Below are 25,544 nucleotides of genomic sequence, written 5' to 3' on the forward strand. Positions count from 1 at the left end.
CCCGCGACCCGAGCGTGACGGAGTATCCACTTATCGCGTGGTGGCTGTCACCGATACCCGCGCGTCCTACCGCCGGCCGCGGAGCGCTCCCTACCGGCTCAGATCCGGCGCTGGCGCACGCCGGCTTCCTGCAGACGCAGCAGCAGGTAGGCCGGATCGATCAGGCCGTCCGGGAAGTACAGGCCGGGCGCCACCGCCGACCCGCCGGCCAGGCCGAGCAGGCGCTCGACGCCCAGGGCGATGCACAGTGCGGTCAGCGGTGCCTGCCCGGCCGGATGCACCAGTTCGTGGCGCACGCGCAGCGGCCGGCCGTCGTGGCCCTGGCCTTCGATCTCGATCGCGATCTCGGTCGAATAGGCCTCGCCGCGACGGCGGCTGGCGCTCACGCCCAGGGCCATGTCGAGCCGGATCCAACGCGCGTCGGTCGCGGCCGCCAGAGTGACCACGTCCAGCGGCGAATAAGCCGCGGCCGCCACTTCCATGCCGTCCACGCTGCGAATGCTGCGCCCGGCCTCGTCGCCACGCAGCCAACGCCATTGCCCGTCTTCCAGCACCTGCGCGCCGGCGGCGCCGATCAGGCGCTCGTAGTCGGCGGCGGCGGCGGGGCCGCCCATGTCCTCCTCGTCGAGCAGCGCCGACAGATCGATGCGCTCGATCTGCGCGAACTCGCGTGCGTAGTGCAGCGCCGGCAGGGTCGCGGCGCCGGCCAGCCAATGGCTGGCGAGCAGGATCGGCGCAGCACCCGGCTTGCGCAGGTGCAGCGCGACCTCGGGCGCGATCTCGAACGAGCCGCTGGAGGTGCTCAGGTACGGCAGGCCATGCGCCTGCGCGTACTTCAAGGTGTTCAAGCCCGCGTCCTTCACGAACACGATCACCGCGCTGTAACGCGCGTCCGCGTCCAGGCCGAGATCGCCGCGCTGCAGATCGACGCGCACCGCGCTGGCGCCGCCGACCGCGACGGCCACGGTTTCGGCCTTGGCCAGGTCGCGGCCGCCGATCGCGATCGGCAGCCGCGGATGCAGCCGGCGCAGCGCGTGCGCGGCCTGGGCACCGACGACGCCGGAACCGCCGACGATGAGGACGGGGGCGAGGGTGTGTGAGGTCATGGGCTAGCTCCTGGGTTCGGGTGCCGTCGCCCTGGGCGACAAGCTACGATTGGTAAGTTACGAATGGTAATGTACGCTGCGCACGAGACGGCGACACCACGAAACCCGGCGGTACAGCGTTCCATGAGCGAGACGGCAGCCCGACGACTGCGCAAACCCGAACGGCGCGAGCAGCTGCTCGAGACCGCCTTCGCGATCGTGCGCGAACAAGGCAGCGACGCCCTCACCCTGGGCTACCTGGCCGAACGCGCGGGGGTGAGCAAGCCGATCGCCTACGAGCACTTCCAGACCCGCGCCGGTCTGCTGATCGCGATGTACCGGCACCTGGACCAGCGCCAGGCCGCCGCCTTGGAGCGCAGCTTCGAGCGCCTGCCGCGCCGCCTCGGCGACGCCGCGCGCATGCTGGCCGAGGCGTATCTGCGCTGCTACACCACCGCCGGTCCCGAGTACCCCGCGATCGTCGCGGCGCTCAAGGGCGACGAATCCATGGAACGCGAGCAGCAGCGCCTGATCGACGATTACGTCGCCCGCTATCGCGACGCGCTGGCGCCCTACTCCTCGCTGCCCGCGTCGGAACTGCAGCTGCGCTGCGTCGGCATCATCGGCGCCGGCGACGCGATCGCCCAGCAGTGGCAGCGCGGCCGCATCGACGAGGCGACCGCGGCGGCGACATTGGCCTCGCTGATCCAGCGCTGGTTGTCGGCCAAGGCCTGAAGGCGCTTCAGTCGGCCCCGGCGATCACGCACAGCCCAGGCACCGGGCGTAGCGGCGCGACCTCCACGGCGGCGACCGTGTAGCCGTGGCGCTGCAGGTTTTCGCGTAAACCGGCTTCGATCCGCGCCAGCTCGGTCGCGTTCGGCGGCTGATAGGCCAGATACAGACGACCGCGCGGCGCCAGCCAGTCGCGCACGCGCGCCAGTTCCGACGCGGCGCCGGTCCAGAACCCATTGAGATTAACCGCGACGATGCGCTCGTAGCGCCGCTCGGGTTCGGCCTTGGCGACCTCGACCACGCGGAAACTCGCCGCGCCCGAGGCGACCGCATCGGAATTGCGCCACACCGCCGCGGCGATCGCCGCGGTGGAGCGATCCAACCCCAGGTAGTGGCCGCGCGTCAGCCGCGGCAGCAGCAGCGCGGCCAGCACGCCGTTGCCGCAGCCCAGTTCCAACACCGCATCGGTCGGGCGCGGATCCAGCAGGCCCGACATCCAGCTCAAACGTTCCGGGATGCGTTCGGCGGCGCTCATGCGGGTTTCGTCATGGCGCGCGGGCGCCATCGTCGTACGCGGCGCTCATGCGCCCGCCGTGGGCGTGTCCTCGTCGCTGCGCACGCGCGCGCGCCCGCCGCGCTTGGCCCGATACAGGCCGCTGTCGGCGCGATTGAGCAAGCTCTCGGCGTTCTCTTCCTCCGCCGGTTGCGCGGTCGCGATACCGATGCTGACGGTAACGGTTCCGTGCTCGCTGGCCGCATGCGAAATGCCCAGCGCGCGCACCGCGCGCTCCACGTTCTCCACCACCACGCGCGCGCCGGCCAGATCGATTTCGGGCAGCAGGCAGGTGAACTCCTCGCCGCCGGTGCGCGCGACCAGGTCGCCCGGGCGCGCCAGGCTGCTTTCGATCGCGGCCGCGACCTGGCGCAGGCAGTCGTCGCCGGCGAGGTGGCCGTAAGTGTCGTTGTAGGCCTTGAAGTGGTCGATATCGATGATGCCCGCCGACAGCGGTTGGCCGCCGCGGCGGCAGCGCTGCCACTCGCGCGCCAGGCGCTCGTCGAACTGGCGCCGGTTGGCCACGCCGGTCAGGCCGTCGACCCAGGCCATGCGCCGCAGCAGATCCGATTGCTGCTTCAAGGTCAGGTGCGCGCGCACGCGGTTGCGCACGGTCAAGGCGTTGATCGGCTTGGTGATGAAGTCGACGCCGCCGGCGTCCCAGCACGCGGCCTCCTCGGCCGGATCGTCCAGGCTGGTGACGAAGATCACCGGGATGCTCTGGGTTTCCGGATCGGCCTTGAGCGCGCGGCACACCTCCAGCCCGCTCAGGTCGGGCATGACCACGTCCAGCAGCACCAGGTCGGGCGGGGTCTGGCGGCAGAACGCCAGCGCCTGCGCGCCGTTGGTGGCCATGAACACGTCGTGATCGGCGGAAAACACTTCGTGCAGTGCGCGTATGTTGATCGGCTGATCGTCCACGACCAGCAAGCGCGCGCGTCGCGAAGCGGCCGCCGTCCCGGGCAACGCCTCCACGTCGAACAAGATCACGTTCATCTCCTTGTCATTCCGATCGGGCCAGCAGGCGGCCGCACACATCGGCCGCCGCGGCGAAGTCGAACCGGGTCAGCGCATCGGCCAGCTGCCGATGCTCGCCCGGGTGGTGGCGGGCCAGGCCCGCCTCCAGCGAGTGGAATACGTCCAGCGCGCCCAGGTTGGAGGCGCTCAACAGTTCGCGCAGGCGCTGCAGCGAGCGCTGCGGCACCGGCGCGTCGTCGCCCGGCGGCGGCGGTTCGTCGGCGCTCAATATCTGCAGGCGCTCGCGCGTGGCGGCCGCCGCTTCGCCCAGGCCGTTGCGCAACGCACCCAATTGCAGCGCGCGCAACCAGTCCTCGCCGGCCGCGGCGATCGCCTTCTCCTGCAGCTCGGCCAACTGCGCCAGGCGCATCGCGCCGACCGTGGCGGCGACGCCTTTGAGCGTGTGCAACTGACGCGCCGCGCCTTCGCGCTGTTTGGAGCGCAAAGCGGTCGCAAGCTCGCCCATGATCTGGGTGCCGCCGTCGGGGAAGCCGCGTAGCACGTCGCTGTAGACGCGGCGTTTGCCGCCGAAACGGGCCAGCGCGGCCTCCCAATCCAGCAAGGCCGGCTCGCCGTTCGCGGCCGGCGCGGCTTCGCCCGGCGCCACCGCGGTGTGCGCCGCGGCCGGCAGGGTGGTGGCGATCTGGGCGGCGGCGGCCTGGGTCGTCACCGCCTGCGCCGTAGCGGCTTGGGTGGCGACGGCGCGCGCGGCCAGCGCTTGCGCCGCCTCGGCCTGCAATGCGGCTTCGGCCTCCAGCGCGGGCAGCGGCGGCGCGGGCTCGGCGGCGGGTTCCACGGGTGGCGCAGGTGCGGGCGTGGGTGCGGGCGTGGTCGCAGGCGCGACTACGCCCGCGCCGTTCGCGGCCGCCGCAGCGCCCGCGGTGGTGGCGCCGCGTGCGGTCCAATGCAGCAGGCGCTCGACCAGGGTATCCAGATCGAAGGGCTTGCCGAGGTGATCGTTCATGCCTGCGGCCAGGCAGGCCTCGCGGTCGGAAGGCAACACGTTCGCGGTCATCGCGATGATCGGCAGCCTGGTCAAACCCAGATTGCCGCGGATGCGCCGGGTCGCGGTGTAGCCGTCCATGTCGGGCATCTGGATGTCCATCAGCACCACGTGGTACTGGCCGGCCTGGCCGACCAGCATCTGCAAGGCCTTGGCGCCGCCGCCGGCCACGGCCACGCGCGCGCCCTCGCTTTCGAGCAGGTCGGTCACCACCTGCTGGTTGGTCGGATTGTCCTCGACCACCAGCAGCGACATTCCGGCCAGGCGATTGCGCGAGGCTTGCAGCGGCGCCGGATCGGGCAAGGGCAGCGGCAGGCCCTGTCCGGAGCGCGCATCGGCGACCGCGTCGATCAGCATCGCCACCGTCACCGGCTTCATCAGGAAACCGTCCAGCACCGCCTGTTCGCGGCCCAGCCGCTCGACCAGCATCTCGCGGCCGTGCGCGGTGACCATCACGATCAACGGCGCCTGGCTGCCGCCGATCAGCTCGCGGATGCGCCGGCCGGTCTCCCAGCCGTCCAGGCCCGGCATGCGCCAGTCCAGAAAGATCACTTCGTAGGGCGGGCCCTCGCCGGCGGCGCGCTCGACGAATTCCAGCGCTTCCTCGCCGCTGCGCGCGGCATCGGCCTTCCAGCCGATCGACTGCACCATCGCCAGGATCGCGTTGCGCGCGCTGTCGTTGTCGTCCACCACCAACGCGCGCAGTTCGCGCAGGCGCTCCGGCGGACCGGCCGGGGCCTCGGAGGGCTGGCTGGGCACGCCCAGCCCGATGCTGAAGAAGAAGCGGCTGCCGCGGCCGCGTTCGCTTTCCACGCCCAGCTCGCCGCCCATCAGGCGCACCAGTCGCTGGCTGATCGCCAGGCCCAGGCCGGTGCCGCCGAAGCGGCGGGTGGTCGAGGCCTCGGCCTGCGAGAAACCCTCGAAGATCGCCACCAACTTGTCTTCGTCGATGCCGATGCCGCTGTCGCGCACGTCGAACGCCAGCGACACCCGGCCCTGATCGGCGTTGGCGACGCGCACCACCAGCACCACCTCGCCGTAGTGGGTGAACTTGATCGCGTTGCCGACCAGATTGATCAGCACCTGCTGCAGGCGCAGGGAATCGCCGATCACGCGCTTGGGCACGTGCTCGTCGATATCGAACACGATCTCGATGTCCTTGTCGCCGACGTTGGCGCTGAGGATCACCGAGATGTCGCGCAGCACCTGCTCGAGTTCGAACTCGTGCGATTCCAGGGTCTGGCGGCCGGCCTCGATCTTGGAGAAGTCGAGGATGTCGTTGAGGATGCCCAGCAGGGTCTTGGCCGCGGTCTCGGTCTTGTTGGCGTAGTCGAGCTGGCGCAGGTCCAGGCTGGTCTTCTGCAGCAGCTGCAGCATGCCCAGGATCGCGTTCATGGGCGTGCGGATCTCGTGGCTCATGTTGGCCAGGAAATCGCTCTTGGCCTTGCTGGCCGCCTCCGCCGCGGCGACCGCGTCCACCATCGCCGCCTCGGCGGTGCGCTGGACGGTGATGTCCTCGGCGATCGACCAGGTATGGAGCTTGCCGTCGATGCGCAGGGCCACGCCGTTCAAGCGCACCGGCACGCGCGCGCCGTCCTTGCGCACGAACTGTTTCTCGTAGGGGCCGTAACGGCCGCTGCTGTGCAGGGTGCGCTGGACCGCCTTCTCCTGCAGCTCGTACTCCTTGGGCGTGAGCTTGCTCTGATCCAGCGCGCGCAGTTCCTGCTCGCTGTAGCCGGTCAGGGCGCGGAACTCCTCGTTGAACTCGACGAAGCGCCCGCTCTCGTCGGTCAGCGCGATGCCCAACGGCGACAGCTCGAACAGCCCGCGCAGCTTGCGTTCGTTGGTCTCCAGCGCGGCCTCGCGGCGCTTGCGCTCGCGCAGGTCGACGGCGATGCCCAGGTAACCCACGATCTCGCCGTCGCTCTTGCGCAGCGCGCTGACGTTGAGCAGCACCGGGATGCGGTCGCCGCTCTTGGTGATGTAGGTCCACTCGTTGGAATCGGGCTCGATGCGGGCCTTGGTCACGAACACTTCGAAGCCAGGATCGATGCGTCGGCCCAGCTCCATCTGCAGCGCATGGGCGCGCTCGGCCATCTCGATGGGCTCGTGGAACAGCGCCGGGGTCTCGCGGCCGACCAGTTCCTCGGCCGAGTAGCCCAGGATCGCCTCGGCGGCCGGATTGAACAGGGTGATCTTGCCTTCCGGGTCGGAGGCGATGATGGCGTAGCCGGCGTTGGCCAGGATCGCGCGCTGCAGCGCCGAGAACGCCTGCAGTTCGGCGGTGCGCTCCTCGACCTGATGCTCCAGGGTGGCGTTGAGCTGCAGGATCTCCGCCTGGGCTTCCTTGCGTTCGGCGATGTCGCGCAGGGTCGAGGCCACGCCGACCACGCGCCCGCTGCCGCTGCGGATCGGCGCGGCCGAAATCTCCACGTACAACGGCGAGCCGTTGCGATGGCGGCGGATGGTCTCGACCGCCACCGCCTCTTCGCCGGCCAGCGCGCGCTGCAGGATCTGGCCGTCCTCGCGAATGCGCTCGAACGGCACCACCAACTCGACCAGCGAGCGGCCGATGGCCTCCTCGGGCGGATAGCCGAACATCTGCTGGGCGGCGCGGTTCCACTCGGTCACGCGGCCGTCGGACGAGGTGCCGACGATGGCGTCGTGCGAACTCTCGACGATCGCGGCCAGGCGCGCGCTCTGCGCGATCGAACGCTGCTTGCGTTCGTTGGAGCTCATGAACAGATACAGCAGCACCGCCAGCAGCGAACCCAACGCGGCGATCGAACCCGCCGCGCGCCAGGGCTGCGGCAGGTCCAGGGCGGCGATGGTGGCCGGCTGGGCCTCGATATCCATGCGCCACTGGCGGCCGTACAGGGCGAAAACGCGCTGGCGCGAACGCTCCTGGTCGACGCCTTCGCCGATGCTGGCGGAGGCGTAGATGCGCTCGCCGTGCGCCGGGTCGGTGACGTCGCTCAGGATGAAGCCGTAGTCGGCGTGGGTTTGTCCGAAGTCGGCCAGGATGTCGTCGGTGACCAGCGGCGCGTACACCCAGCCCACCGCCGCCGCTGCGGCCTGCGCCGGGTCCGAGGGTTGTCCGTTCGGGTACACCGGCAGCAGGAACAGCATGCTGCGATTGGGCTTGCCCTCGACCTGGACCAGGGTGATCGGCCCGGTCAGGGTCGGCTGCCCGCTCTTTAGCGCGGCCAGCGCGGCCTCGCGGCGCTTGCGCTCGGAGGCGATGTCCAGACCCAGCGCGGCGCGATTGGGCGCCTCGGGCTCGACGTACTTGATCAGGTATTTCTCGCCCTTGTGCGGGGCGAGCTGGCGGACCTTGACCTCGCGCAGGCCTTCCGCGCGCAGGCCGCTCAGGAAGGCGCCCTCGCGGCCGGCGGGCACGCGCGCGATGTAACCGAAGCCGTGCGCGCCGGGGAACTCGCGCGCGAGCTCGCGCGACTGCATGTAGCGACGGAAGCGTTCGCGGTTGATCGCGCCGCCGGCGCCCAGCACCGCCCCGCGCGCCCCGCGCAGCCCGTATTCGTAGGTCTGGAAACGCGACTTCAAATCGGCCGTGGCGCGCGCGGCCATGCTGTCCAGCAGCTGCTGGGTGCGCGCCTCGTTGCCGGACTGCTGGCGCAACCCCACCATCACCGCGCCGGCCAGTCCCAGCAGCAGTACCAGCAGGGCAAGTCGGGCAGGGCTACGCAGACGACGGATGGGCATCCCCTCCCAGGTTCGGAACGAAGGACGTTAGCAGAGGCCCCGTAGAGATTCCGAGTGGGGCTGCGCGGAATCGACACCGCCCGGGCCGGCTACGCCACTGTCCGCGATCGGCACAGCCGCGCGCAGGGGCATCGGCGGCACCGGCAGTGCGCACCCATACTTAAGCGATTACTTGACAGTTGGATGGCCCCGCCCACACTCAAGCGCATGCCTAACCATCCCCCGAATCTGGACCGCGTCTTCCACGCCCTCGCCGACCCCAGCCGGCGTTCGATGATCGAGCGTCTGGACGGCGGTACGGCCACGGTCAGCGAACTCGCCCGGCCCTTGGCGATGTCGTTGGCGGCGGTGGTGCAGCACCTGCAGGTGCTGGAGGCCAGCGGCCTGGTGCGCTCGCGCAAGACCGGCCGGGTCCGCAGCTGCGAACTCGATCGCGACGGCCTGGCCGCGGCCGAACGCTGGATCGGCCAGCGCCGCGACGCCGGCGCACGCCAGCTCGACCGCCTGGGCGCTCATCTCGCCGCCCACCCCGAGCCGCAGCCCGCCAAACCCGCCTCACGCAGACGCCGCCCCGCATGAACGCCGACGGCCGCCGCATCGTCGCGGTCGAACGCATCCAAAGCGCGGGCGCCCTACTCGCGCGGGCCCCGATCGCCTGGGACCTGCAAGCCGATGGCGACGGTACGCGCCTGCGCCCGACCGCCCGGATCGCGTCGCCGGCGGGCCGTCGGTGATCCAGAGCCGCCCTGCCGCGATCGACCCGCTGCGCGACCGGCCGGGCCGGCACTGAGATTTCGCCGCGTGCGCGGCTGGTTGTGAAGACCTTCGGCCCCTGCCTTGTGCACGAACGCGCGAAAGAACGGCGGGTCTCTTGCGGCCCGCGACCGCTGGCCGCACATTGCCGGGCCCACCCCTCGATCCGAGACCGCGAATGAAATTTCTGGTGATGATCTACAACGACGACAGCCTGCTCGGCGGCGTACCCGCCGACGAGGCCAAGAGCATGATGCGCGACTGCCTGATCCACGCCGACGAGCTGCGCGACCAGGGTTACCTGCTGGACTCGCAACAGCTCGAGGCCCCGACCACCGCCAAGTCGCTGCGCGTGCGCAACGGCCGTGCCACGATCACCGACGGCCCCTTCGCCGAGACCAAGGAATACCTGGGCGGCTTCAACCTGATCGAAGCCGAGAACATGGACGAGGCCCTGCGCATCGCCGCGCAGTTCCCCTGGGCCAATTCCGGCTGCATCGAAGTGCGCCCGGTGCGCGATCTCAACGACGTGCGGCGCGACGTCGGCGCCTGAGCTTGCATCGCGGCGGCCGCAGCGGGCGCACGGCTACGCCGCCGGCGTCGCCTCAGGCGCCGCCGGGCGGCTCAACGACAACCCAGGCCTCCACCGCGAGGGCGCCTGGGTGTGGCGGGATCAGGCAGCTTGCGGCAGCGGCGCGCGCTGACGACGGATCCGCAAGGCCTGCAGCAGCGCCACCGCCAGGAACACCAGGAAGGCCGCGCCCACCGCGGCCTGCAGTTCCGGCGCGTCCGGCCCCGACACCAGCGGCCGGCCCTCCGGGATACGGGTGGCGGTTTCGGTGAAGCCCGGGATCAGGTGGAAGAACACCGTCAGCGTGTAGCCGATCGCCGCGACGTAGCGCGACAGCCCGCCGAAGATCGCCTTGCGGTCGGCGGCCAGCGCCGAGAACAACACGATCAGCGTGATCACGCCCAACGCGTGCGGCTTGCCGAAGCCGCCGTGGCGGAAGATGAAGAAGCCGGTCACGCAGCTGCCGATGGTGAACCACACATAGACCTTGCCGATCAGGCGCTCGTAGCCGATCTCGCGGTAACGGATCAGGGCGATGAGGCCGGCGAACAGGGCGATGAGGCTGACGACGGTATGGAACATGCCGAAGGGCGTGATGCCGAACATGGTTCACCTCGCGAGGGCTGGGCGGTTGCGGACGATGGCGCGACGCCGGCGCGCGGCCGGCGTCGCGCGCGGATCAGGACTTGAGGAACGCCAACATGTCGGCGCCGAGCTTTTCCTTGTGGGTGTCGGTGATGCCGTGCGGCGCACCGGGGTAGATCACCAGCTTGGCGTGCGGAATCAGCTTGGCCGAGGCGCGCGCGGCGGCGTCCACCGGCACGACCTGATCGTCGTCGCCGTGCACTATCAGGGTCGGCTTGTCGAACTTCTTCAGGTCCTGGGTGAAGTCGGTGGCCGAGAACGCGGCGATGCAGTCGTAGGCGTTCTTGTGCCCGGCCATCATGCCCTGCATCCAGAACGCGTCGATCGCGCCCTGCGACTTCTTGGCGCCGGGCCGGTTGTAGCCGAAGAACGGGCCGCTGGCGAGGTCCTGATACAGCTGCGAACGATCGGCCAGCGAGGCCTTGCGGATGCCGTCGAAGACTTCGACCGGCAGGCCACCGGGGTTGGCTTCGGTCTTGAGCATCAGCGGCGGCACCGCCGAGATCAGGCCGAGCCTGGCCACGCGCGCGGTGCCGTGACGGCCCACATAACGCGCGACTTCGCCGCCGCCGGTGGAGAAGCCGAACAGCGAGGCGTCCTTGACGTCCAGATGCTCGAGCAGCTCGGCCAGGTCGTCGGCGTAGTGGTCCATGTCGTTGCCCTGCCAGGGCTGACTGGAGCGGCCGTGACCGCGGCGGTCGTGCGCGATCACGCGATAGCCGTTGTCGGCCAAAAACAGCATCTGCGCTTCCCAGCTGTCGGCGTTGAGCGGCCAGCCATGGCTGAGGACGACGACGGGGCCGCTGCCCCAGTCCTTGTAATAGATCTGGGTGCCGTCTTTGGTGGCGATCGTGCTCATGGTCTTACTCCCGGAGTCGGTGGAGGGTGGGGTCGGGACAACGGCGGTAATGCGGGGCATCGGTATCCGCGCAGCCGCGATGCCGGCTGCGCGCGCACCGGCATCGTGCGGAGACGACATTGCGCTGCAGTCTCGGCTGCTGCGACGGCCCGCAGGCAAGCTGCAGCTCTCCTCGTCAGGGAGATCCCCGGAGCGGCGCGCGGACTGGGACCGCGCGTCGCTCCGGTCTTCTTTGAGATGTTCCTAAAGCGCGGAAGCACCTCCGCTCAGGGCGCGCCCTTGACCACCACGCCCGCGCGCATCACCAGCACCGGCTTCTCGGTCGCGCGCACGTTCTGGATCACGTCGCCGGGCACCGCCACGATGTCGGCGGCCTTGCCGACTTCCAGAGTGCCGGTGTCCTTGTCGATGCCGAGCAATTTCGCCGAGCCCTGGCTGCTGGTCATCAACGCCTGCGCCGGGCTCATGCCCATGTCGACGTAATCGCCGAACTCGCGTGCGTTGAGGCCGTGCGGGAACACCGCCGAGTCGGTGCCGTAGGCGATCGGCACGCCGATCTTCAAGGCCTGCTTGAACATCTGGGTATGCGCGGCGGCGGCGGCGCGCGCCTTCTCGCCGATCTTGGGCGGATAGGTGTTCGCCTTCTCATCCACCCACAGCTGGGTCATGCGCGTGGGCACTAGGTAGACGCCCTTGTTCTTCATCAGCTGCAGCGTGGCCGGGGTGAGGAAGCTGCCGTGCTCGATCGAATCGATGCCGGCCTCCACCGCCAGCCGCGCGGCGACATCGCCGTGGCTGTGCGCGGCCACCTTGCGGCCCCAGTTGTGGGCCTCGCCGATGATCGCGCCGAGCTCGGCCGGCGTGAGCTGCGGCACGTCAACCGGGTCGGACTCGGACAGCACGCCTCCGGAGGCGCAGATCTTGATCACGTCGGCGCCGAACTTCATCTGCTGACGCACCGCCAGGCGGCATTCCTCGGCGCCGTTGCACACCCCTTCCAGCGGACCGGCGGGCCGGATCCGATCCGGCGGCGCGTTGACGCTGTCGCAGTGGCCGCCGGTGGAGCCGATGGCGTGGCCGGCCACGATCAGGCGCGGGCCCTGGACCAGGCCGGCGTTGATCGCGTTGCGCAGGCCGATGTCGACGAAATCCGGTGCGCCCAGCTCGCGCGCGGTGGTCACGCCGGCCTTCAACGCCGACTGCGCGTTGCGCTGCGCGTGGAAGGCCTGCTCGGTCGGGAAGCGCAGCATGTTTTCGTAGAAGCCCTGGGCCCAATCCTCGCTGTGATCGGAAGCCAGGTGGGTATGCGCGTCGATGAAGCCGGGCAGCAGGGTCGCCTCGCCCAGGTCGATCACTTGCGCGTCGGCCGGAATAGCGGCATCGCGACCGACCGCGACGATGCGATCGCCGCGCACCACCACCACGCCGGGCGACACCAGCTGCCCGCTGCGTCCGTCGAACAGGTGCGCGGCCTTGAGCGCGATCGTCGGCGCGGCGTTCTGCGCCTGCGCGTTCAAGGCCAGACTCAAACCCAAGGACAAGGCAGCGGACAGGACGGCGTTGCGCAACTTCATACGGACTCTCCCCGGAGCGATATGGTGAGAGCGAGTGTAGGGCTTGCTGCGACGCGGGATATGGGACCTTCGGATGACCGGCGCCTCAGTTTCCGCGCGCGCCCCGCACCCGATCGTGCGCGAAATTCTCCGGCCGTCCTCGCCATGACCCGAAGAGGACGCCGCCAGGCATCGCGATGCGTAGGATGCGGTGAGCCAAAGGCGAACCGCATCGTCTTCGCGGCGCCGAGTACTAGTTGGCGGCCGTCGACTTGCGCAGCAAATCCCGCACCGCCTCGGCGGTGGCGGTGGCCGACTGCGGGTTCTGGCCCGTGACCAGGCGCCCGTCGACGCTGACCTGCGCGGTCCAGTTCGGCCCGGCCTGGTGCTGCGCGCCGCGCTGGCTCAGCGTGCTGGCGAGCAGGAACGGCACCACGCTCTCCAGCTTCACCGCGCGCTCTTCGTCGTCGGTGAACGCGCTGACGCGCTTGCCGGCCACCAGGTAGCTGCCGTCGCTGAGCTTCACGTTCACCAGCGCGGCCGGGCCGTGGCAGACCGCGGCGACCACGTTGCCGGATTCGTACACCTCGCGCGTCACCCGCTGCACCGCCGGGCTGTCGGGAAAATCCCAGACCGCGCCGTGGCCGCCGGCGTAGAACACCGCCGCGTACTTGCCGCTGTCGACGGTATCCAGGCGCGCGGTGTTGCGGATCGCGGCGCGGAAGCCGGCGTCGTTCCAGTAGCGCGCGTTGGTGGCGTCGTCCAGTTCGACGCCGTCCACCGGCGGCTCGCCGCCCTGGATCGAAGCGAACTCGACCGCGATGCCGGCGGCGTCGAACACCGCCAGGGGGTGGGTGACTTCGCCCAGGTAGAAGCCGGTGGGCTGACCGGTGCTGCCCTTGGTGCCGTGGCTGGTCAACACCATCAGCACCGGCTTGGGCGCGGGCGGGGTGGCGCCGGTGGCGGCGGCGGACAGGCCGAACAGGGCGGCGGCGAATAAAGCGCTCATGGCGGGAATCCTGGGAAAGGGTCGGGAGCCGACCGGGTGCTGGCACTCTATTCTTGCGCTTCATGGCGATAAACTGGCTTCCAGGCAAATTACTCGTGCGCGGAACGCAAGAATGAGCCGTCATTACGATCACCTGGCCGACGTCGAGGCCTTCGCCGCCGCGGTCGAGCGCGGCTCGCTGACCGCCGCCGCGACCGCGCTGGCGACCACGCCCTCGGCGATCAGCCGCGCGATCGCGCGGCTGGAAGCCCGCCTGGGCGTGCAACTGTTGCGGCGCACGACCCGGCGCCTGGGCCTGACCGAAGCCGGGCGCAGCTACCTCGAGCAGACCCGCACCGCCTTCGCCCTGATCGACGAGGCCGAACGCAGCCTCCAGGGCCAGGGCGGCACGCTCTCCGGCAGCGTGCGCCTGAGCGTGCCGACCACCTACGGCCACTACCGACTGCCGGCGCGGCTGCAGGCATTCGCGCAGCAGCACCCGCAGGTGCGGATCGAGTTGAGCATCGCCAATCGCAATGTCGACCTGATCGCCGAAGGCTACGACCTGGCGATCCGGCTGGGCGAGTTGCCCGACAGCGGCCTGGTCGCGCGCAAGCTCGAGGACGCCCCGGTCTGCCTGGTCGCCTCGCCCGAGTATCTGCGGCGCGCGGGCCTGCCGCGGACCATCGACGACCTGGCCCAGCACAGTTGCCTGTCGTTCGTGATGCCCAGCAGCGGGCGCGTTTTCCCGTGGATCCTGCGCGAGGACGGGCGCGACCGCGACTGGACGCCGGGCGGAGCGCTGCGGGTATCGGACGACCCCTTGGGCATGGTGTCCCTGGCCGAACAGGGCGCGGGTATCTGCCAGAGTTATGACTTCATCGTCGGCGAACGCGTGCGCGCCGGGCGCCTGGTCGAGGTGTTGACGCACACCCGCGGCCGCAGCCGCGCGTTCTCGCTGATCTACGCGCCGCACCGGCAGCTGTCCGCCGCCGCGCGCGCCCTGATCGCGGCGCTGAGCGCGGGCTAAAGCGCCGCGGCGTCGGCATTTGCGGTGCCCAGCACGCGGGCGGACAATCGGGGTGTCGCCTCAGCGCGCTATCCACGGAGTCACCCATGATTCTCCGTCCCGCCTTGATCGCCGCCGTGCTCGCCCTGACCCTGGCCGGCGGCGCCGTCGCCAAGAGCCGCAACGTCACCGACCCCGATGCGCCGCGCGCGCTACCCGAACAGGGACCGGTCGAAGTGCGTTGGCAAAACCCGGCCCAGTTCACCGAGATCCGCTACAGCGGCAATTCCAGCGAAGCCAAGCGCGGCAACTGGGTCCAAGACCTGGCCCAGCACCTGCGCCAGCGCGCGCAGAAGCGCCTGCCCGCGGGCGAGCGCCTGGAAGTCGACATCCTCGACATCCGCCGCGCCGGCAACTACGAACCCTGGCGCGGCGTCGCCTTCAACGACACCCGCTTCATCCGCGACATCTACCCGCCGCGCATCACCCTCAACTTCCGCCGCATCGGCGCCGACGGCCAGGTCATCGCCGAGGGCGAGCGCAAGCTCAGCGACATGGGCTTCCTCAGCAACGCCAACGCCCTGAGCAACAGCGACCCGCTGCGCTACGAAAAGACGCTGATCAACCGCTGGCTGGACCGCGAACTCAAGCGCCCCGGCGTCTGAGCCGCACCGCCGCCCGCCGCTCCACACCCTCCTCGGGCGCACCATCAGCCGCATCCGCCCCTGTGGGAGCGGCGCAAGCCGCGACCGCGAAGCCGCACCCACGACGAAACCAACGACGCACACCGAATACCGAGTCGCGGCTCACGCCGCTCCTACCCGGCCATCCCGACTCTGCTTTCTGCTCTCTGTGGGAGCGGCGTAAGCCGCGATCGCGCCACCACGCCCACGATGCCACTCACCTCAAAACAGCGATCCCCCCTAGCGCCGTAGCGTCTCCAAGAACTCCCGCAGCGCCGTATTGAACGGCTCGGGCTGATCCACGAATACCCCGTGCCCCGCATCGGCAACGACCTCCAGCCGTGCCCCCGGCACCTGCTGCGCCGCCGCCTTCTGCGCCGCAAGCTCGTCCGAACTCGCCGCCGCCACGATCAACGTCGGCCGGTCGAACTTTTTCAGCGCACCGCTGCGGTCGACGCCATACATATCGGCCACCAGCATCGCCACGCCCGTGCTCACCGGCGTACGCAAGGCGATCTCGACGCGCCGATCCACCTGCGCCGGCGCCAACGGCCGGGCGAAGATCGCGCCCATCATGCCGCGCAGGTACTCGCGCGGATGCGCGGCGTAGACCGCCATCATCTCGAGGAAGCGCTGCGCCGCCTGCGGATCCGCGGCCACCCCGCCAGCGCCGCGCGACACCGCCGCATCCACCAACACCAGGCCGGCGATACGCCCGGTCCCGTAACGCTGCACATAGGCGGCGACATCCTGCACGCCCTGCGACCAACCGATCAGCACCACCCGATCGAGTTTGCGCGCCGTCAGCAGGGCCTCGATATCGCTGGCGCGCACCTCCGGCGTATTGCCGCCGCCGCTAAGCTGCGAAGCGCCCTGCGAACGCGGGTCCATCGCCAACACCCGATGCCCCTCGCCGAACGCCGCCAGCTGCGCGTCCCAGATCGTGTGATCCATGCCCCAGCCAGGCACGAACACCAGCACCGGCGCCGCGCCGGTCCGGCCGTTGTCGACGTAGTGAATGCGTGTGCCGTCGGCGGCCGGCACCGAGCCGGCGACGTAGCCTGCGGCGGCGACCGGACCGTTCGCCAGTGCACCGAACAGCAGGAGCGAGCCAGTCAATATCAGCGTACGCACGCAGCGTCGGGGACTGGAATTCGTCTTCATGGCGCCGGACTCGCAAGAGAGAGGAAAGAGCTAGCGGCGATCATCGCAGCGCGGGCCGGGGTAGGACTGTGCCGGCAGTGAGGGTTCGACCCCGTTTCGGATCCCATGCGTTGGAAGTCTCGGGGTCGCCGCGGCGGCCCTGGTCGGCCGCTCGCCGGGAGCGGCCGCCTCCGCCCTGGGGAACCGCATGAACAGGAAGATCGTCGTGTCCATCGCGCTGAGCGCCGTGCTGCTGGCGGCCTGCGCCAAGCCCGCCACGCCGCCGGTGTCCAAGCCGTCGAGCACACTGCAATCGTTCGAGGACGAAGCCGCATTCCAGCGTGCGCTGACGAATTTGCAGCAGGCCATGAAGCGGCGGCGACAGGAGGCCGCCAAGGAGTACGCGATGGCCCCTCCCCCTCCGCCCTCACCGCCCCCCGCCCCCATGAGCTTCGCCGAGTCCTCGGCGGTAGATGCGCCGGCCCAGGCCAGCGCCGACGCCGCTGCCGCCGCACCCGAATCGATCACCAACATCCAGACCCTGGGCGTGGACGAAGGCGACATCGTCAAGAACGCCGGCGACTACCTGATCGTGCTGCGCCGCGGCCGCCTGTTCTCCATCCGCGTCGGCGGCGACGGTCTGCAACCGGTCGCCACCATCGACGCCTACGCGCCGGGCTCCAGCCCCAACGGCACCTGGTACGACGAGATGCTGGTGTCGGGCCGGGACGTGATCGTGATCGGCTACAGCTACGAACGCGGCGGCACCGAGATCGGCCTGTTCGCGCTGGGCGACGACGGCGGCCTGCGTCATCGCGATACCTACCAACTGCGCAGCGGCGACTACTATTCGCAACGCAACTACGCCAGCCGCCTGATCGGACGTCAGCTGATCTTCTATGCGCCCGTGCCGGTGTACTTGAACGAGCCCGAGTCGCATCTGCCGGCATTGCGCCACTGGCGACCCGGCGCCCAGGTCGCCGACTTCAAACGCATCCTGCCCGCCAGCCGCATCTACGACGCGCTGGACCCGACCAGCGACGACTACTCCGTCGTGCTGCACACGGTGAGCGTGTGCGACCTGGGCAGGGCCGAACTGGAGTGCCGCGCCACCGCCGTGCTCGGCGACCGCTCGCGCGAGTTCTATGTCGCGCAGGACGCGGTCTATGTCTGGATCAGCTCGGGAACGGGCAAAGCCGGGGTGCCGTCTTCGTCGGTGTTCCGCATGCCGCTGGATGGCGGCGCGCCCTCGGCACTGCGCACCAGCGGCAGCCCTATCGACCAGATGTCGTTCCTGCAACGCGACGGCTATCTCAACGTGCTGGTCGGCAGCGACTACGATGGCCATGCGATGTGGCGCGACGACGCCAAAACCGGCGAACTGGCCCTGCTGCGCGTCAAGCTGGACGAATTCGGCGACGCCAGCGCCAGCACCCGAGCCGAGCACTACCGTCCGCTCCCCGCCCTGATCGCCGGCTACGGCGCCATGCAGAATCGCTATGTCGGCGATTGGTTGCTGGTGGGCGCAGCGCCGTACCAGCACGACGACCGCGGTGCGGCGAGCACCGTTCTCGCCCTGCGCTACGCCAGCCAGAGGCCGGTGCAGGCCTTGTCCCTGCCGCACGCGGTGAGCCGCATCGAAGCACTGGGACGCGACGCCTTGCTGGTCGGATCCAGCGGCAACGATCTGCATTTCAGCGGGATTCGCCTGGGCGACAACGCCGCGCACGCGGGACGTTTCGTCTACCCCGGCGTGGCGGAGGGCGATCAACGCACCCACGGCTTCTTCTATCGTCCGACCGCCGACGACGCAGGCATCGCCGGTCTGCCGATCCTGCGGGCGGATGAACGCGACTACGGCGCCCCGGGCCAGGCCAGCGTCGTCTACCTGCGCAACCGCGCCCTGCACCTGAGCCGCATGGGCCAGCTCGACGCGCGCACCTCGCCGGCAGTCGACGACGGTTGCCAGGTCAGCTGCGTGGATTGGTACGGCAACGCGCGCCCCATCTTCGTCGGCGAGCGCGTGTTCGCCCTGCTCGGCTACGAACTGGTCGAAGGCCGCGTCGATGCGGACCGCATCCAAGAACGCCGCCGCGTGGACTTCGGCCCCGCGCGCGCCGCGGCCATTTCCAAATAAGTACGCGAGCACGAACCTCCCCCGCTCGCACGGGGGAGGATCGCGAACGAGGCAGGGACCGAATCAGCCCGCCTGCGCAGCGCTCGGATCGGCGTCCGGATCCATGTAGAACACTTCCCACTGGTGGCCGTCCGGATCTTCGTAACCGCGCTGGTACATGAAGCCGTAATCCTTGGCCTCGGGCGACTTGGCGCCGGCCGCGATCGCCTTTTCGACCAGCGCGTCGACGCCGGCGCGGTCTTCGGCATTGATGCTGAGGATGGCCAGCACATTCTGGCTGGCGTCGCCGACCGGCTTGCTCACGAAACTCTGGAAGAACGGCTTGACCAGCAGCATCACGTAGATGTCGTCGGAGACGATCATGCAGGTGGCGTTCTCGTCGGTGAACTTGGCGTTGAACGAATAGCCCAGCTGGGTGTAGAAGGCGACCGAACGGTCCAGGTCCTGGACGGGGAGGTTGACGAAGATCTTGGTAGCCATGACGAATCCTTGAGGGTGGAGGGTAGTTGGCGGGCCCAGTACGGGATCGATCCGGCCTGCTCTACTTGACGACGAACCAAGGGGCGCGTGATCGACACGGCCCGCGAAATATTTTTCGCCTGGCCCGGCGTCAGCCCGGCGGGTCCAGATAGGGCTGCAGCAGCTCGGCCATCCATTGCATGAAGACCTGCGCGCGCTGGGGCAGATTGCGCCGGTGGGCGTACAGCAGCGACACCGGCATGGGCTCGGCGCTCAGTTCCGGCAGCACTTCGACCAGTTCGCCGCGCGCCAGGTAGGGCTCCAGCCCGATCAACGGGGCCTGGATCAGGCCTAGGCCGACCAGGCAGGCGGTGCGGTAGGCCTCGACGTTGTTGACGGTGAGCACGCCGGCCATGGGCAGGCTGCGGTAGGCCGCGCCGTCCCAGTACTCCCAGCCGTCGGGCCGTCCGCCCAGGCTGGCCGCGTAGTGGACCAGGCGATGGCCGGCCAGATCCTGCAGGCGTCGCGGCGTGCCGTAGCGCTGCAGGTAGGCGGGGCTGGCGCAGTTGGCCACGCGGAACTGGCCCAGGGGGCGCGCGATCAGGCTGCTGTCGGCCAGGGTACCGATCCGGACCACGCAGTCGAAGCCTTCGCGCACCAGGTCGACGCGGCGGTCGGCGCTGCTCAGTTCCAGCTCCAACTGCGGGTGCAGGGCCAGGAACTCCGGCAACCGCGGGATCACCAGCGCGTGCGCCATGCCGCTGGGCATGTCCACGCGCAGGCGGCCGCGCAGCGCCTGCGGCGCCTGCTGAAACATGCCCCGCAGTTCGTCCACATCGGCCAACAGGTCCTTGCAGCGTTCGTAGAAAGCCTGCCCGTCCTGGGTGGTCTGGACCTTGCGCGTGGTCCGGTGCAGCAGGCGCGTGCCCAGCAGGTTTTCCAGCTGCTGCACCGCGGTGGAGGCGCTGGCCTTGGGCAGGCCCAGGCTGTCGGCGGCGCGGGTGAAGCTGGCCAGCTCGGCGACCCGGACGAAGACCTGCATGGCGTCGAGCTGGTTCATCGGGGCTCCGGCAGCGCAATTGTTCGTATTTGACGAACAGATAAATCGAATTATGCAGATTTATCGCCATAAGTCGCGCCAATAGAGTGGCGTCCACATCCCACCCTCAGGAGTCCCCCCATGACCCCCTCCACCATCGCCCTGATCACCGGCGGCAGCCGCGGCCTCGGCCGCAACGCCGCCCTCAAGCTCGCCGCCCAGGGCAGCGACGTGATCCTGACCTACCGCAGCAACCGCGGCGAAGCCGACGCCGTCGTCGCCGCGATCCGCGCCGAAGGCCGCCGCGCCATCGCCCTGCAGCTCGACGTCGGCGACAGCCGCGGCTTCGAAGCCTTCGCCGCCCAGGTCCGCGATGCCCTGGCCACGCATTGGCAGCGCGACCGCTTCGACTACCTCATCAACAACGCCGGAATCGGCACGTATGCCGCGCTGGCCGAAACCACCGAGGCGCAGTTCGACGAACTGATGAACATCCATTTCAAGGGCGTGTTCTTCCTCACCCAGACGCTGCTGCCGCTGATCGCCGACGGCGGCCGCATCGTCAACGTCTCCACCGGCCTGACCCGCTTCGCCCTGCCCGGCTACGGCGCCTACGCATCGATGAAGGGAGCGATCGAAGTGCTGACCAAGTACCTGGCCAAGGAACTCGGCCCGCGCGGCATCGCCGTCAACGTGATCGCGCCGGGCGCGATCGAAACCGACTTCGGCGGCGGCACCGTGCGCGACAACGCCGATATCAACGCCTACATCGCCGCGCAGACCGCGCTGGGCCGGGTCGGTCAGCCGGACGACATCGGCGGCGTGTTCGCTTCCTTGCTGTCGCCGGACAACCGCTGGATCAATGCGCAGCGCATCGAAGCCTCCGGCGGCATGTTTCTTTAAGTAGGGAGCGGTTAAGCCATCCCGCCCCTGTAACCGGTTACGTCGACGCAGGAGGCGCCGACGTACCGGACAGGGTTAAAGGAACCTTAAACACGAATGCGCGCAACTCTCGACGCCGGTCGCGTTTGACACATGATGCAGCTGCATCGACGCCCCAATGCGATTACAACGCATGGCAACGAACGCCATCCGAACACCGGGAGAATCCGCATGAAACGCATATTGCTGGCCACCGCGATCACTCTGGCCGTCCTCGCATCGCCGGCGATGGCCGACGGCCGCGGCAAGGGCAACGGCCATGGCCGCGGTCACGACAAGCACCAGGATCGCGACGACCGTCACGATAGGCACGACCGCGACGACGACGATCGCTACGACCGTCGCGACCGCGGTGGCCGCGGCTACGACCGTTACGACAGCCGCTATTACTACAGCTACGACGGCCGCAACCATCCGCCGGGCCGCCACAACGGTTGGCACAAGGATTACCGCCGCGGTCAGCGCATCGACGTGGTCTACATGCAGCCGCGCTACTACATCGACGACTACCCGCGTTACCACCTGGCACCGCCGCCGCGCGGCCACCGCTGGGTGCGCATGGACGACGGCCGCATGATCCTGATCGCGGTCGCCACCGGCATCATCGCCGACGTGCTGCTGCATCATTGAGGCCCGACCGGCGCCCCGCGCCGCTCGCCAGCCCCACGAGGAATCCCGCTGCGGCGGGATTCTTCGTTTTTGGCCCCCATCCGTCGACCCGAGTCTCCGCCGCCGGCCTCGACCGGATATGGACGCGCATCCGCTCGGATGCTACTAAGCTCGCAAAGGCGCGCCGACGCGCGCATCGCTCATCACGCCTTAGGGGGAGGCACGATGACCGTCAACGCCTGTGAGAACTGCAAGACCGAAACCGCCGTCGGCGCGCGCAACTGCCCGGCCTGCGGCGCGCCGATGCTCGCCAACTTCATGCCGGACCCACGCCGGGCGGCCGCGCGCGCGCGCAATTCCGGCGACCACACCTGGCGCAATGTGGCGATCAGCGCGGTGATCGTATTGGGCTGTCTGACTCTGTTGGGGCGCTGCAGCTCGCTGCTGAGCGAAATCGACCGGCGCGCGGACGTACGCCAGGAGGCCGACGCCTTGGCCAAGACCGGCCGCGAGCTGCTGCTGGCGGAAAAAGCGCGCCTCGACGACATCGAGGCCGGCCGCACACGCGTCGGTTCCCAACCCCAGCCGGCCGCCAACAGCGACACCGCTCTTCCGGCGCCCGCCACCAACACCGCCGAGCTGCTGCGCGGCATGAACCGGATCGTTAGCGATATGGGGCAGCGCAACGCGCATACGCGGGCGCAATTGCAGGCCGAAGTCGCCACCCTGAAATTGGACGCCGTGCTGGCGCCGCAAAACCTGGTCGACGCTCAAGGCATCGCGAGCGGCCAATCCACCATGCGTCGCTACCTGACTCTGGTAGAGGCCTCCAACGCCATCGCCCGGGCCGACACCGCCGAACTCGACCGCCGCGTCTACGCCCTGGCGGGCGGCGTCGCAAGGAACGCCCAGTTCATCGCCGGCTACGAGCAGTCCAAGCGCCAACGCGTGACCCTGGATGACGAACAGATCGCCAACCAGCGCCGCGCGGTCGCCGCGACCCAGGCCCTGCTCGCTTTCGCACATGCGCGCCTCGGCCGCATCTCGCTGGACGGCAAGGAACTGCTGTTCCGCAGCCAGAGCGACCTGGATACCTACCGCCGCCTGCTGGCCGACTTCGACCGCGAAGCCGCGCAGGAAGAGGAGATCAGCCGCCGCCAACGCAAGATGATCGACGACGCATTGGCGAGTACGGACAAGCTCAAGGCGATGTAAGCGATGCATTCGAGTTCCCGCGCAGGCTATGGCGGCCCTGGCTCGCCGATACCCCTCGCGAATCGGCACATGGCGATGCAGGCGTGCGTCTGGGCCAGCGACGAAAACAGCCGTGGCAACTACGATCTCTTGGCCGCCTTATGCTCCCGATACGCGACCCTGCGCGTCGTCCCTGGGGAATCTCGCCGATGAAAGTCCTGCTCGCAGCCGCCTTGTTGCTGCTCGCTTCGAGCGCGCACGCCTGCATCAACGAAGTCGGCACCGACCGCGACGGCCGGCGCTTCGCGGCCCTGTGGTACCTGGGCGACGACATGACCCAGTCGATGCGCGAGCGTTCCGTTCGCGAGCACGCGCTGGAGCGTGCGAAGCGGACCATCGCCGAAGCGCGCAAGCAGCCCAGCTTCCAGTCGCTGACCAACCTGGGCGTGCTGTTGATCTACCAGGGGCAGTATCCCTTGGCGGTTCGCCACTTCATCGCCGTCGAGCGCCTATACCCGGGCCACCATGAAACCGCCGCCAACCTGGGCACCGCGCTCGAACTGGCGGGACAGGACCGCGTCGCGTTGCGCTGGATTCGCCTGGGCATCCAGCGCAACGCCGACGAGCACCTGCGCACCGAATGGCTGCACGCGCGCATCCTCGAGGCCAAGATCGCCGCGGCGCGCGAGCCGGGCTACCTCAACCGTCGCTCCATCGCCGGTGTCCGATTCGAAGCCAAGACCGTGCCTGCGCTTCCGACCGCCCTGCCCGCCGGCAACGACGGCAAGCCGGTCAAACCCTGGGAGCTCGAAACCGCGCTGAACTACCAGCTACACGAACGCACCCAGTTCGTGCCCGCACCGGATGCCGTGGTCGCCAACCTGCTGTCCGACTGGGCAACCCTGAACCTCGCCGGCGGCCCCTTGGAGAACGCGAGCGCCCTGTACGAACTGGCCGTGGACTACGGCGCGCCGCGCGATGCCTTGATGCGCGAACGCCAGGCTTACATCCGCAGAACCATCGCCCGGGCGCCGGATCGCGACGGAGCGGACAGCGACTACAACTGCGCCATCTGTCCGCCCGTGGGGGAATGACGACGCCGCCATCGGATGGCCGACGCTACGACGTCACCGCATAACTCAGGCGCAGCAGGTCGTCGCCGATCGGCTGGGCTTCCAGTAGCCGCAAACGATGGCGGCCGCTCACCCCACCGAACAGCGGCTTGCCCGGGCCCAGCACGATCGGGCTTACGACCAGGCACAGCTCATCGACCAGGTCGGCGTTCATCAGGCTGGAAACGAAGCTGGCGCCACCGACCGCATAAAGATCGCGGCCGGGCCGGGATTTGAGCGCGCGGATATCGGCGATATCGCGAACGATGCGGGTATGCGGCCACGTCGCCTGCCCCAGCGTGCGCGACAGCACGATGTGTTCGGTGGACGCGGCGAAGCGAGCGTACTCCACCTCGTTCGGTGTCGGCGCGCGCCCGCTGAAGGCGAGCACGCCGGCGGGGTCGTTCTGGACCGCGCTCCAGTAGCCTTCGTAGCCCGGATACATGCCGCCGCCAAGCAGACAGGCGTCGATGCGGTCGGTGAGGCCGTAGCGGTCGTCCCAGGCGTCCACCCAATCCAGCTCGCCCTGTGGGCCTTCGATGCGTCCATCCAGCGACATCTGCAGGGCCGCGATGATCTTGCGCATGATGCGAACTCCGTTGGGGTGTTACCCGAGCGTCGAACTCGCGCGCCGGCGATCGACACCGCACGCGCGAACGCCGACGAACGGTAGCCCCATGTCAGGCGCGTCGCGCTCGATGTACATGGATTGCGATCTCGCGGCGGGATCCGCTCCCCACCGTGCAGCCAAGCGCTTCCTGTAGGAGCGCCGCAAGTCGCGACCGCGACGCCTCAGCTACGACGCGCTACTCCAGGTCAGGATGTTTCCCGCTCCGCCAGGCGCTTCACGATCGCCGCGCGCAAGGTCGCTGCGTCGGCGATACGGATTCCCAACTCATCCCGCAGCACCGCCATCACCTCATCGGCGTCCGCCAGTTCGCGGCGCTGGCTGGGTTGGCCCAGGCGATGGACCGCGTAGCTGCCGTCGCTCAAGGTCTTGCGGATGCCGTCGCCGGTGCGCGCGGCGAACATGCGCCCTTGGAACGGCGACTCCGGATGCGTGGACACGTACCAATTGCCCACCACGTAGTCGACCTCCTGCGCGGGTGTCAGGTCGAAGACGTACATCGGGCGCCACTCCTCGCCCACCTTCGCTCGCAGCGCGTAGCCGCCGTCGATCCGCGCCAGGCGGTAGTCCTCGTGCGGGGTCGACTGCGGCGCCTGCGTATCCAGGCGCAGCGGCGCCGTCGGCACCATGCCGCCGAAGCCTACGTCGGCCAGGTACTCCAAGCCGTCCAGCGTCGCCAGCACGAACATATGGGTGCGCGCCGTCGGCGCCTCCTCCGGCCCGCCCATCACCACCCGTGCGGTCAGGCCGCGTGCCACGAAACCCAGGTCTTGCAACAGGGCCAGGAACAGGCGATTGAGTTCGTAGCAGTAACCGCCACGGCCCTCGTGCAGGACCTTGCGCTGCAGGGACGCCAGATCGATCGGCACCGGCTCGCCCAGGAACGTCGCCAGCGTCTCGAACGCGAACGTGGCGGTGTGGCGACGCTGCAATTCGCGCAGCGTATCCAGCGTGGGTGCGGGCGGGGCGTCGTAGCCGAGGCGTTGCAGGTAAAGGTCTAGATATTGCAATGCTTGCGACATGGGCAGGGCCTGATTCTCGTCAGGCGATCACCCTACGACCTCAACCCTGCTTGAGGTCAAGTGCACGAATTCGCAATCGGCACGC

General features: G+C 69.3%; 24 protein-coding genes. 11 read left to right on the top strand and 13 right to left on the bottom strand.

Annotation, left to right across the window (positions count from 1 at the left end):
• Nucleotides 1-98: 98 nt before the first annotated feature.
• Nucleotides 99-1,106, bottom strand: coding sequence for a hypothetical protein (locus tag ASE43_RS14965; protein WP_057161011.1), 1,008 nt, complete (start codon nucleotides 1,104-1,106; stop codon nucleotides 99-101).
• Between the two features lie 123 nt (nucleotides 1,107-1,229).
• On the opposite strand from ASE43_RS14965, the gene ASE43_RS14970 reads away from it, so the two are divergent.
• Nucleotides 1,230-1,820, top strand: coding sequence for a TetR/AcrR family transcriptional regulator (locus ASE43_RS14970; RefSeq protein WP_057161012.1), 591 nt, complete (start codon nucleotides 1,230-1,232; stop codon nucleotides 1,818-1,820).
• Nucleotides 1,821-1,827: 7 nt separating this feature from the next.
• Here ASE43_RS14970 and ASE43_RS14975 read toward each other — a convergent pair whose 3' ends face one another.
• From ASE43_RS14975 to ASE43_RS14985, 3 genes are read right to left on the bottom strand one after another with little or no spacing between them, the layout of a single operon-like run.
• The gene (locus ASE43_RS14975; protein WP_162258799.1) at nucleotides 1,828-2,352 is read right to left on the bottom strand and encodes a class I SAM-dependent methyltransferase; all 525 of its coding nucleotides are present in this window, start codon (nucleotides 2,350-2,352) and stop codon (nucleotides 1,828-1,830) included.
• Between the two features lie 45 nt (nucleotides 2,353-2,397).
• Nucleotides 2,398-3,366, bottom strand: coding sequence for a diguanylate cyclase (locus ASE43_RS14980; protein WP_056180801.1), 969 nt, complete (start codon nucleotides 3,364-3,366; stop codon nucleotides 2,398-2,400).
• Nucleotides 3,367-3,373: 7 nt separating this feature from the next.
• Entirely contained in the window at nucleotides 3,374-8,113 is a 4,740-nt protein-coding gene (locus tag ASE43_RS14985) for a PAS domain S-box protein (protein ID WP_057161014.1), read from the bottom strand.
• Between the two features lie 207 nt (nucleotides 8,114-8,320).
• Between ASE43_RS14985 and ASE43_RS14990 the strand changes: the two genes are divergently transcribed.
• The 3 genes from ASE43_RS14990 (at nucleotide 8,321) to ASE43_RS14995 (ending at nucleotide 9,419) form a co-directional block, all read left to right on the top strand.
• Nucleotides 8,321-8,692 carry a metalloregulator ArsR/SmtB family transcription factor gene (locus ASE43_RS14990; RefSeq protein ID WP_057161015.1) on the top strand — a complete coding sequence of 124 codons (372 nt, stop codon included), beginning with the start codon at nucleotides 8,321-8,323 and terminating at the stop codon, nucleotides 8,690-8,692.
• Nucleotides 8,689-8,847 carry a hypothetical protein gene (locus ASE43_RS21900; protein ID WP_157499952.1) on the top strand — a complete coding sequence of 53 codons (159 nt, stop codon included), beginning with the start codon at nucleotides 8,689-8,691 and terminating at the stop codon, nucleotides 8,845-8,847. The genes ASE43_RS14990 and ASE43_RS21900 overlap by 4 nt, the downstream gene beginning before the upstream one ends.
• 197 nt (nucleotides 8,848-9,044) lie before the next feature.
• Nucleotides 9,045-9,419, top strand: a complete 375-nt coding sequence (locus ASE43_RS14995) for a YciI family protein (protein ID WP_056180808.1) — start codon at nucleotides 9,045-9,047, stop codon at nucleotides 9,417-9,419.
• A 120-nt stretch (nucleotides 9,420-9,539) separates the two neighbouring features.
• Here the strand turns inward: ASE43_RS14995 and ASE43_RS15000 are convergent, their stop codons facing one another.
• The 4 genes from ASE43_RS15000 to ASE43_RS15015 all read right to left on the bottom strand — a co-directional run bounded on the left by ASE43_RS15000 (nucleotide 9,540) and on the right by ASE43_RS15015 (nucleotide 13,503).
• Nucleotides 9,540-10,043, bottom strand: a complete 504-nt coding sequence (locus tag ASE43_RS15000; RefSeq protein ID WP_057161016.1) for a hypothetical protein — start codon at nucleotides 10,041-10,043, stop codon at nucleotides 9,540-9,542.
• A gap of 73 nt (nucleotides 10,044-10,116) precedes the next feature.
• A complete protein-coding gene (locus ASE43_RS15005) occupies nucleotides 10,117-11,001 on the bottom strand; it encodes an alpha/beta hydrolase (protein ID WP_235568759.1) in 885 nt (294 codons plus the stop codon).
• A gap of 206 nt (nucleotides 11,002-11,207) precedes the next feature.
• Nucleotides 11,208-12,515, bottom strand: coding sequence for an amidohydrolase family protein (locus ASE43_RS15010; protein WP_057161017.1), 1,308 nt, complete (start codon nucleotides 12,513-12,515; stop codon nucleotides 11,208-11,210).
• A gap of 232 nt (nucleotides 12,516-12,747) precedes the next feature.
• Complete coding sequence (locus ASE43_RS15015; RefSeq protein ID WP_082576566.1) at nucleotides 12,748-13,503, bottom strand: type 1 glutamine amidotransferase domain-containing protein; 756 nt, start codon at nucleotides 13,501-13,503, stop codon at nucleotides 12,748-12,750.
• A 112-nt stretch (nucleotides 13,504-13,615) separates the two neighbouring features.
• On the opposite strand from ASE43_RS15015, the gene ASE43_RS15020 reads away from it, so the two are divergent.
• Entirely contained in the window at nucleotides 13,616-14,512 is an 897-nt protein-coding gene (locus ASE43_RS15020) for a LysR family transcriptional regulator (protein ID WP_057161018.1), read from the top strand.
• 86 nt (nucleotides 14,513-14,598) lie between these two features.
• Nucleotides 14,599-15,156: a DUF3016 domain-containing protein gene (locus tag ASE43_RS15025; RefSeq protein WP_057161019.1), complete on the top strand. Its 558-nt coding sequence runs from the start codon at nucleotides 14,599-14,601 to the stop codon at nucleotides 15,154-15,156.
• Between the two features lie 258 nt (nucleotides 15,157-15,414).
• Here ASE43_RS15025 and ASE43_RS15030 read toward each other — a convergent pair whose 3' ends face one another.
• Nucleotides 15,415-16,338 carry an alpha/beta hydrolase gene (locus ASE43_RS15030; RefSeq protein WP_082607302.1) on the bottom strand — a complete coding sequence of 308 codons (924 nt, stop codon included), beginning with the start codon at nucleotides 16,336-16,338 and terminating at the stop codon, nucleotides 15,415-15,417.
• Between the two features lie 187 nt (nucleotides 16,339-16,525).
• Between ASE43_RS15030 and ASE43_RS15035 the strand changes: the two genes are divergently transcribed.
• Entirely contained in the window at nucleotides 16,526-18,454 is a 1,929-nt protein-coding gene (locus tag ASE43_RS15035) for a beta-propeller domain-containing protein (RefSeq protein ID WP_057161021.1), read from the top strand.
• A gap of 63 nt (nucleotides 18,455-18,517) precedes the next feature.
• On the opposite strand, the gene ASE43_RS15040 is transcribed toward ASE43_RS15035, so the two are convergent.
• Together ASE43_RS15040 and ASE43_RS15045 are read right to left on the bottom strand one after the other, a co-directional pair.
• Nucleotides 18,518-18,934 (bottom strand): VOC family protein, encoded by a 417-nt coding sequence (locus ASE43_RS15040; protein ID WP_056180839.1) that lies wholly within the window; start codon nucleotides 18,932-18,934, stop codon nucleotides 18,518-18,520.
• Between the two features lie 130 nt (nucleotides 18,935-19,064).
• Nucleotides 19,065-19,973: a LysR family transcriptional regulator gene (locus ASE43_RS15045; RefSeq protein ID WP_057161022.1), complete on the bottom strand. Its 909-nt coding sequence runs from the start codon at nucleotides 19,971-19,973 to the stop codon at nucleotides 19,065-19,067.
• Between the two features lie 120 nt (nucleotides 19,974-20,093).
• On the opposite strand from ASE43_RS15045, the gene ASE43_RS15050 reads away from it, so the two are divergent.
• The 4 genes from ASE43_RS15050 (at nucleotide 20,094) to ASE43_RS15065 (ending at nucleotide 23,791) form a co-directional block, all read left to right on the top strand.
• Complete coding sequence (locus tag ASE43_RS15050; RefSeq protein WP_057161023.1) at nucleotides 20,094-20,855, top strand: SDR family oxidoreductase; 762 nt, start codon at nucleotides 20,094-20,096, stop codon at nucleotides 20,853-20,855.
• A gap of 210 nt (nucleotides 20,856-21,065) precedes the next feature.
• A complete protein-coding gene (locus tag ASE43_RS15055) occupies nucleotides 21,066-21,524 on the top strand; it encodes an RcnB family protein (protein ID WP_056180851.1) in 459 nt (152 codons plus the stop codon).
• 204 nt (nucleotides 21,525-21,728) lie between these two features.
• Entirely contained in the window at nucleotides 21,729-22,718 is a 990-nt protein-coding gene (locus tag ASE43_RS15060) for a zinc ribbon domain-containing protein (protein ID WP_057161024.1), read from the top strand.
• A 188-nt stretch (nucleotides 22,719-22,906) separates the two neighbouring features.
• Nucleotides 22,907-23,791 (top strand): hypothetical protein, encoded by an 885-nt coding sequence (locus ASE43_RS15065; protein ID WP_057161025.1) that lies wholly within the window; start codon nucleotides 22,907-22,909, stop codon nucleotides 23,789-23,791.
• 25 nt (nucleotides 23,792-23,816) lie between these two features.
• On the opposite strand, the gene ASE43_RS15070 is transcribed toward ASE43_RS15065, so the two are convergent.
• Both ASE43_RS15070 and ASE43_RS15075 read right to left on the bottom strand, forming a co-directional pair.
• Nucleotides 23,817-24,395: a dihydrofolate reductase family protein gene (locus tag ASE43_RS15070; RefSeq protein WP_057161026.1), complete on the bottom strand. Its 579-nt coding sequence runs from the start codon at nucleotides 24,393-24,395 to the stop codon at nucleotides 23,817-23,819.
• A gap of 230 nt (nucleotides 24,396-24,625) precedes the next feature.
• Nucleotides 24,626-25,459, bottom strand: coding sequence for an arylamine N-acetyltransferase (locus ASE43_RS15075; RefSeq protein ID WP_057161027.1), 834 nt, complete (start codon nucleotides 25,457-25,459; stop codon nucleotides 24,626-24,628).
• Nucleotides 25,460-25,544: the final 85 nt, after the last annotated feature.

The sequence above is a fragment of the Lysobacter sp. Root983 genome, assembly GCF_001429345.1.
GTDB lineage: Bacteria > Pseudomonadota > Gammaproteobacteria > Xanthomonadales > Xanthomonadaceae > Lysobacter.

Excerpts from the sequence above, each read along its gene's own strand:
- ASE43_RS15060 (WP_057161024.1), top strand. The coding sequence starts at position 21,729 with ATGACCGTCAACGCCTGTGAGAACTGCAAGACCGAAACCGCCGTCGGC.
- ASE43_RS15055 (WP_056180851.1), top strand. The coding sequence starts at position 21,066 with ATGAAACGCATATTGCTGGCCACCGCGATCACTCTGGCCGTCCTCGCA.
- ASE43_RS15050 (WP_057161023.1), top strand. The coding sequence starts at position 20,094 with ATGACCCCCTCCACCATCGCCCTGATCACCGGCGGCAGCCGCGGCCTC.
- ASE43_RS15020 (WP_057161018.1), top strand. The coding sequence starts at position 13,616 with ATGAGCCGTCATTACGATCACCTGGCCGACGTCGAGGCCTTCGCCGCC.
- ASE43_RS15045 (WP_057161022.1), bottom strand. The coding sequence starts at position 19,973 with ATGAACCAGCTCGACGCCATGCAGGTCTTCGTCCGGGTCGCCGAGCTG.
- ASE43_RS14995 (WP_056180808.1), top strand. The coding sequence starts at position 9,045 with ATGAAATTTCTGGTGATGATCTACAACGACGACAGCCTGCTCGGCGGC.
- ASE43_RS15000 (WP_057161016.1), bottom strand. The coding sequence starts at position 10,043 with ATGTTCGGCATCACGCCCTTCGGCATGTTCCATACCGTCGTCAGCCTC.
- ASE43_RS15035 (WP_057161021.1), top strand. The coding sequence starts at position 16,526 with ATGAACAGGAAGATCGTCGTGTCCATCGCGCTGAGCGCCGTGCTGCTG.
- ASE43_RS15070 (WP_057161026.1), bottom strand. The coding sequence starts at position 24,395 with ATGCGCAAGATCATCGCGGCCCTGCAGATGTCGCTGGATGGACGCATC.
- ASE43_RS15015 (WP_082576566.1), bottom strand. The coding sequence starts at position 13,503 with ATGAGCGCTTTATTCGCCGCCGCCCTGTTCGGCCTGTCCGCCGCCGCC.
- ASE43_RS21900 (WP_157499952.1), top strand. The coding sequence starts at position 8,689 with ATGAACGCCGACGGCCGCCGCATCGTCGCGGTCGAACGCATCCAAAGC.
- ASE43_RS14990 (WP_057161015.1), top strand. The coding sequence starts at position 8,321 with ATGCCTAACCATCCCCCGAATCTGGACCGCGTCTTCCACGCCCTCGCC.
- ASE43_RS14980 (WP_056180801.1), bottom strand. The coding sequence starts at position 3,366 with ATGAACGTGATCTTGTTCGACGTGGAGGCGTTGCCCGGGACGGCGGCC.
- ASE43_RS15030 (WP_082607302.1), bottom strand. The coding sequence starts at position 16,338 with ATGAAGACGAATTCCAGTCCCCGACGCTGCGTGCGTACGCTGATATTG.
- ASE43_RS15025 (WP_057161019.1), top strand. The coding sequence starts at position 14,599 with ATGATTCTCCGTCCCGCCTTGATCGCCGCCGTGCTCGCCCTGACCCTG.
- ASE43_RS14975 (WP_162258799.1), bottom strand. The coding sequence starts at position 2,352 with ATGAGCGCCGCCGAACGCATCCCGGAACGTTTGAGCTGGATGTCGGGC.
- ASE43_RS15040 (WP_056180839.1), bottom strand. The coding sequence starts at position 18,934 with ATGGCTACCAAGATCTTCGTCAACCTCCCCGTCCAGGACCTGGACCGT.
- ASE43_RS15005 (WP_235568759.1), bottom strand. The coding sequence starts at position 11,001 with ATGCCCCGCATTACCGCCGTTGTCCCGACCCCACCCTCCACCGACTCC.
- ASE43_RS15075 (WP_057161027.1), bottom strand. The coding sequence starts at position 25,459 with ATGTCGCAAGCATTGCAATATCTAGACCTTTACCTGCAACGCCTCGGC.
- ASE43_RS14965 (WP_057161011.1), bottom strand. The coding sequence starts at position 1,106 with ATGACCTCACACACCCTCGCCCCCGTCCTCATCGTCGGCGGTTCCGGC.
- ASE43_RS14985 (WP_057161014.1), bottom strand. The coding sequence starts at position 8,113 with ATGCCCATCCGTCGTCTGCGTAGCCCTGCCCGACTTGCCCTGCTGGTA.
- ASE43_RS15065 (WP_057161025.1), top strand. The coding sequence starts at position 22,907 with ATGAAAGTCCTGCTCGCAGCCGCCTTGTTGCTGCTCGCTTCGAGCGCG.
- ASE43_RS14970 (WP_057161012.1), top strand. The coding sequence starts at position 1,230 with ATGAGCGAGACGGCAGCCCGACGACTGCGCAAACCCGAACGGCGCGAG.
- ASE43_RS15010 (WP_057161017.1), bottom strand. The coding sequence starts at position 12,515 with ATGAAGTTGCGCAACGCCGTCCTGTCCGCTGCCTTGTCCTTGGGTTTG.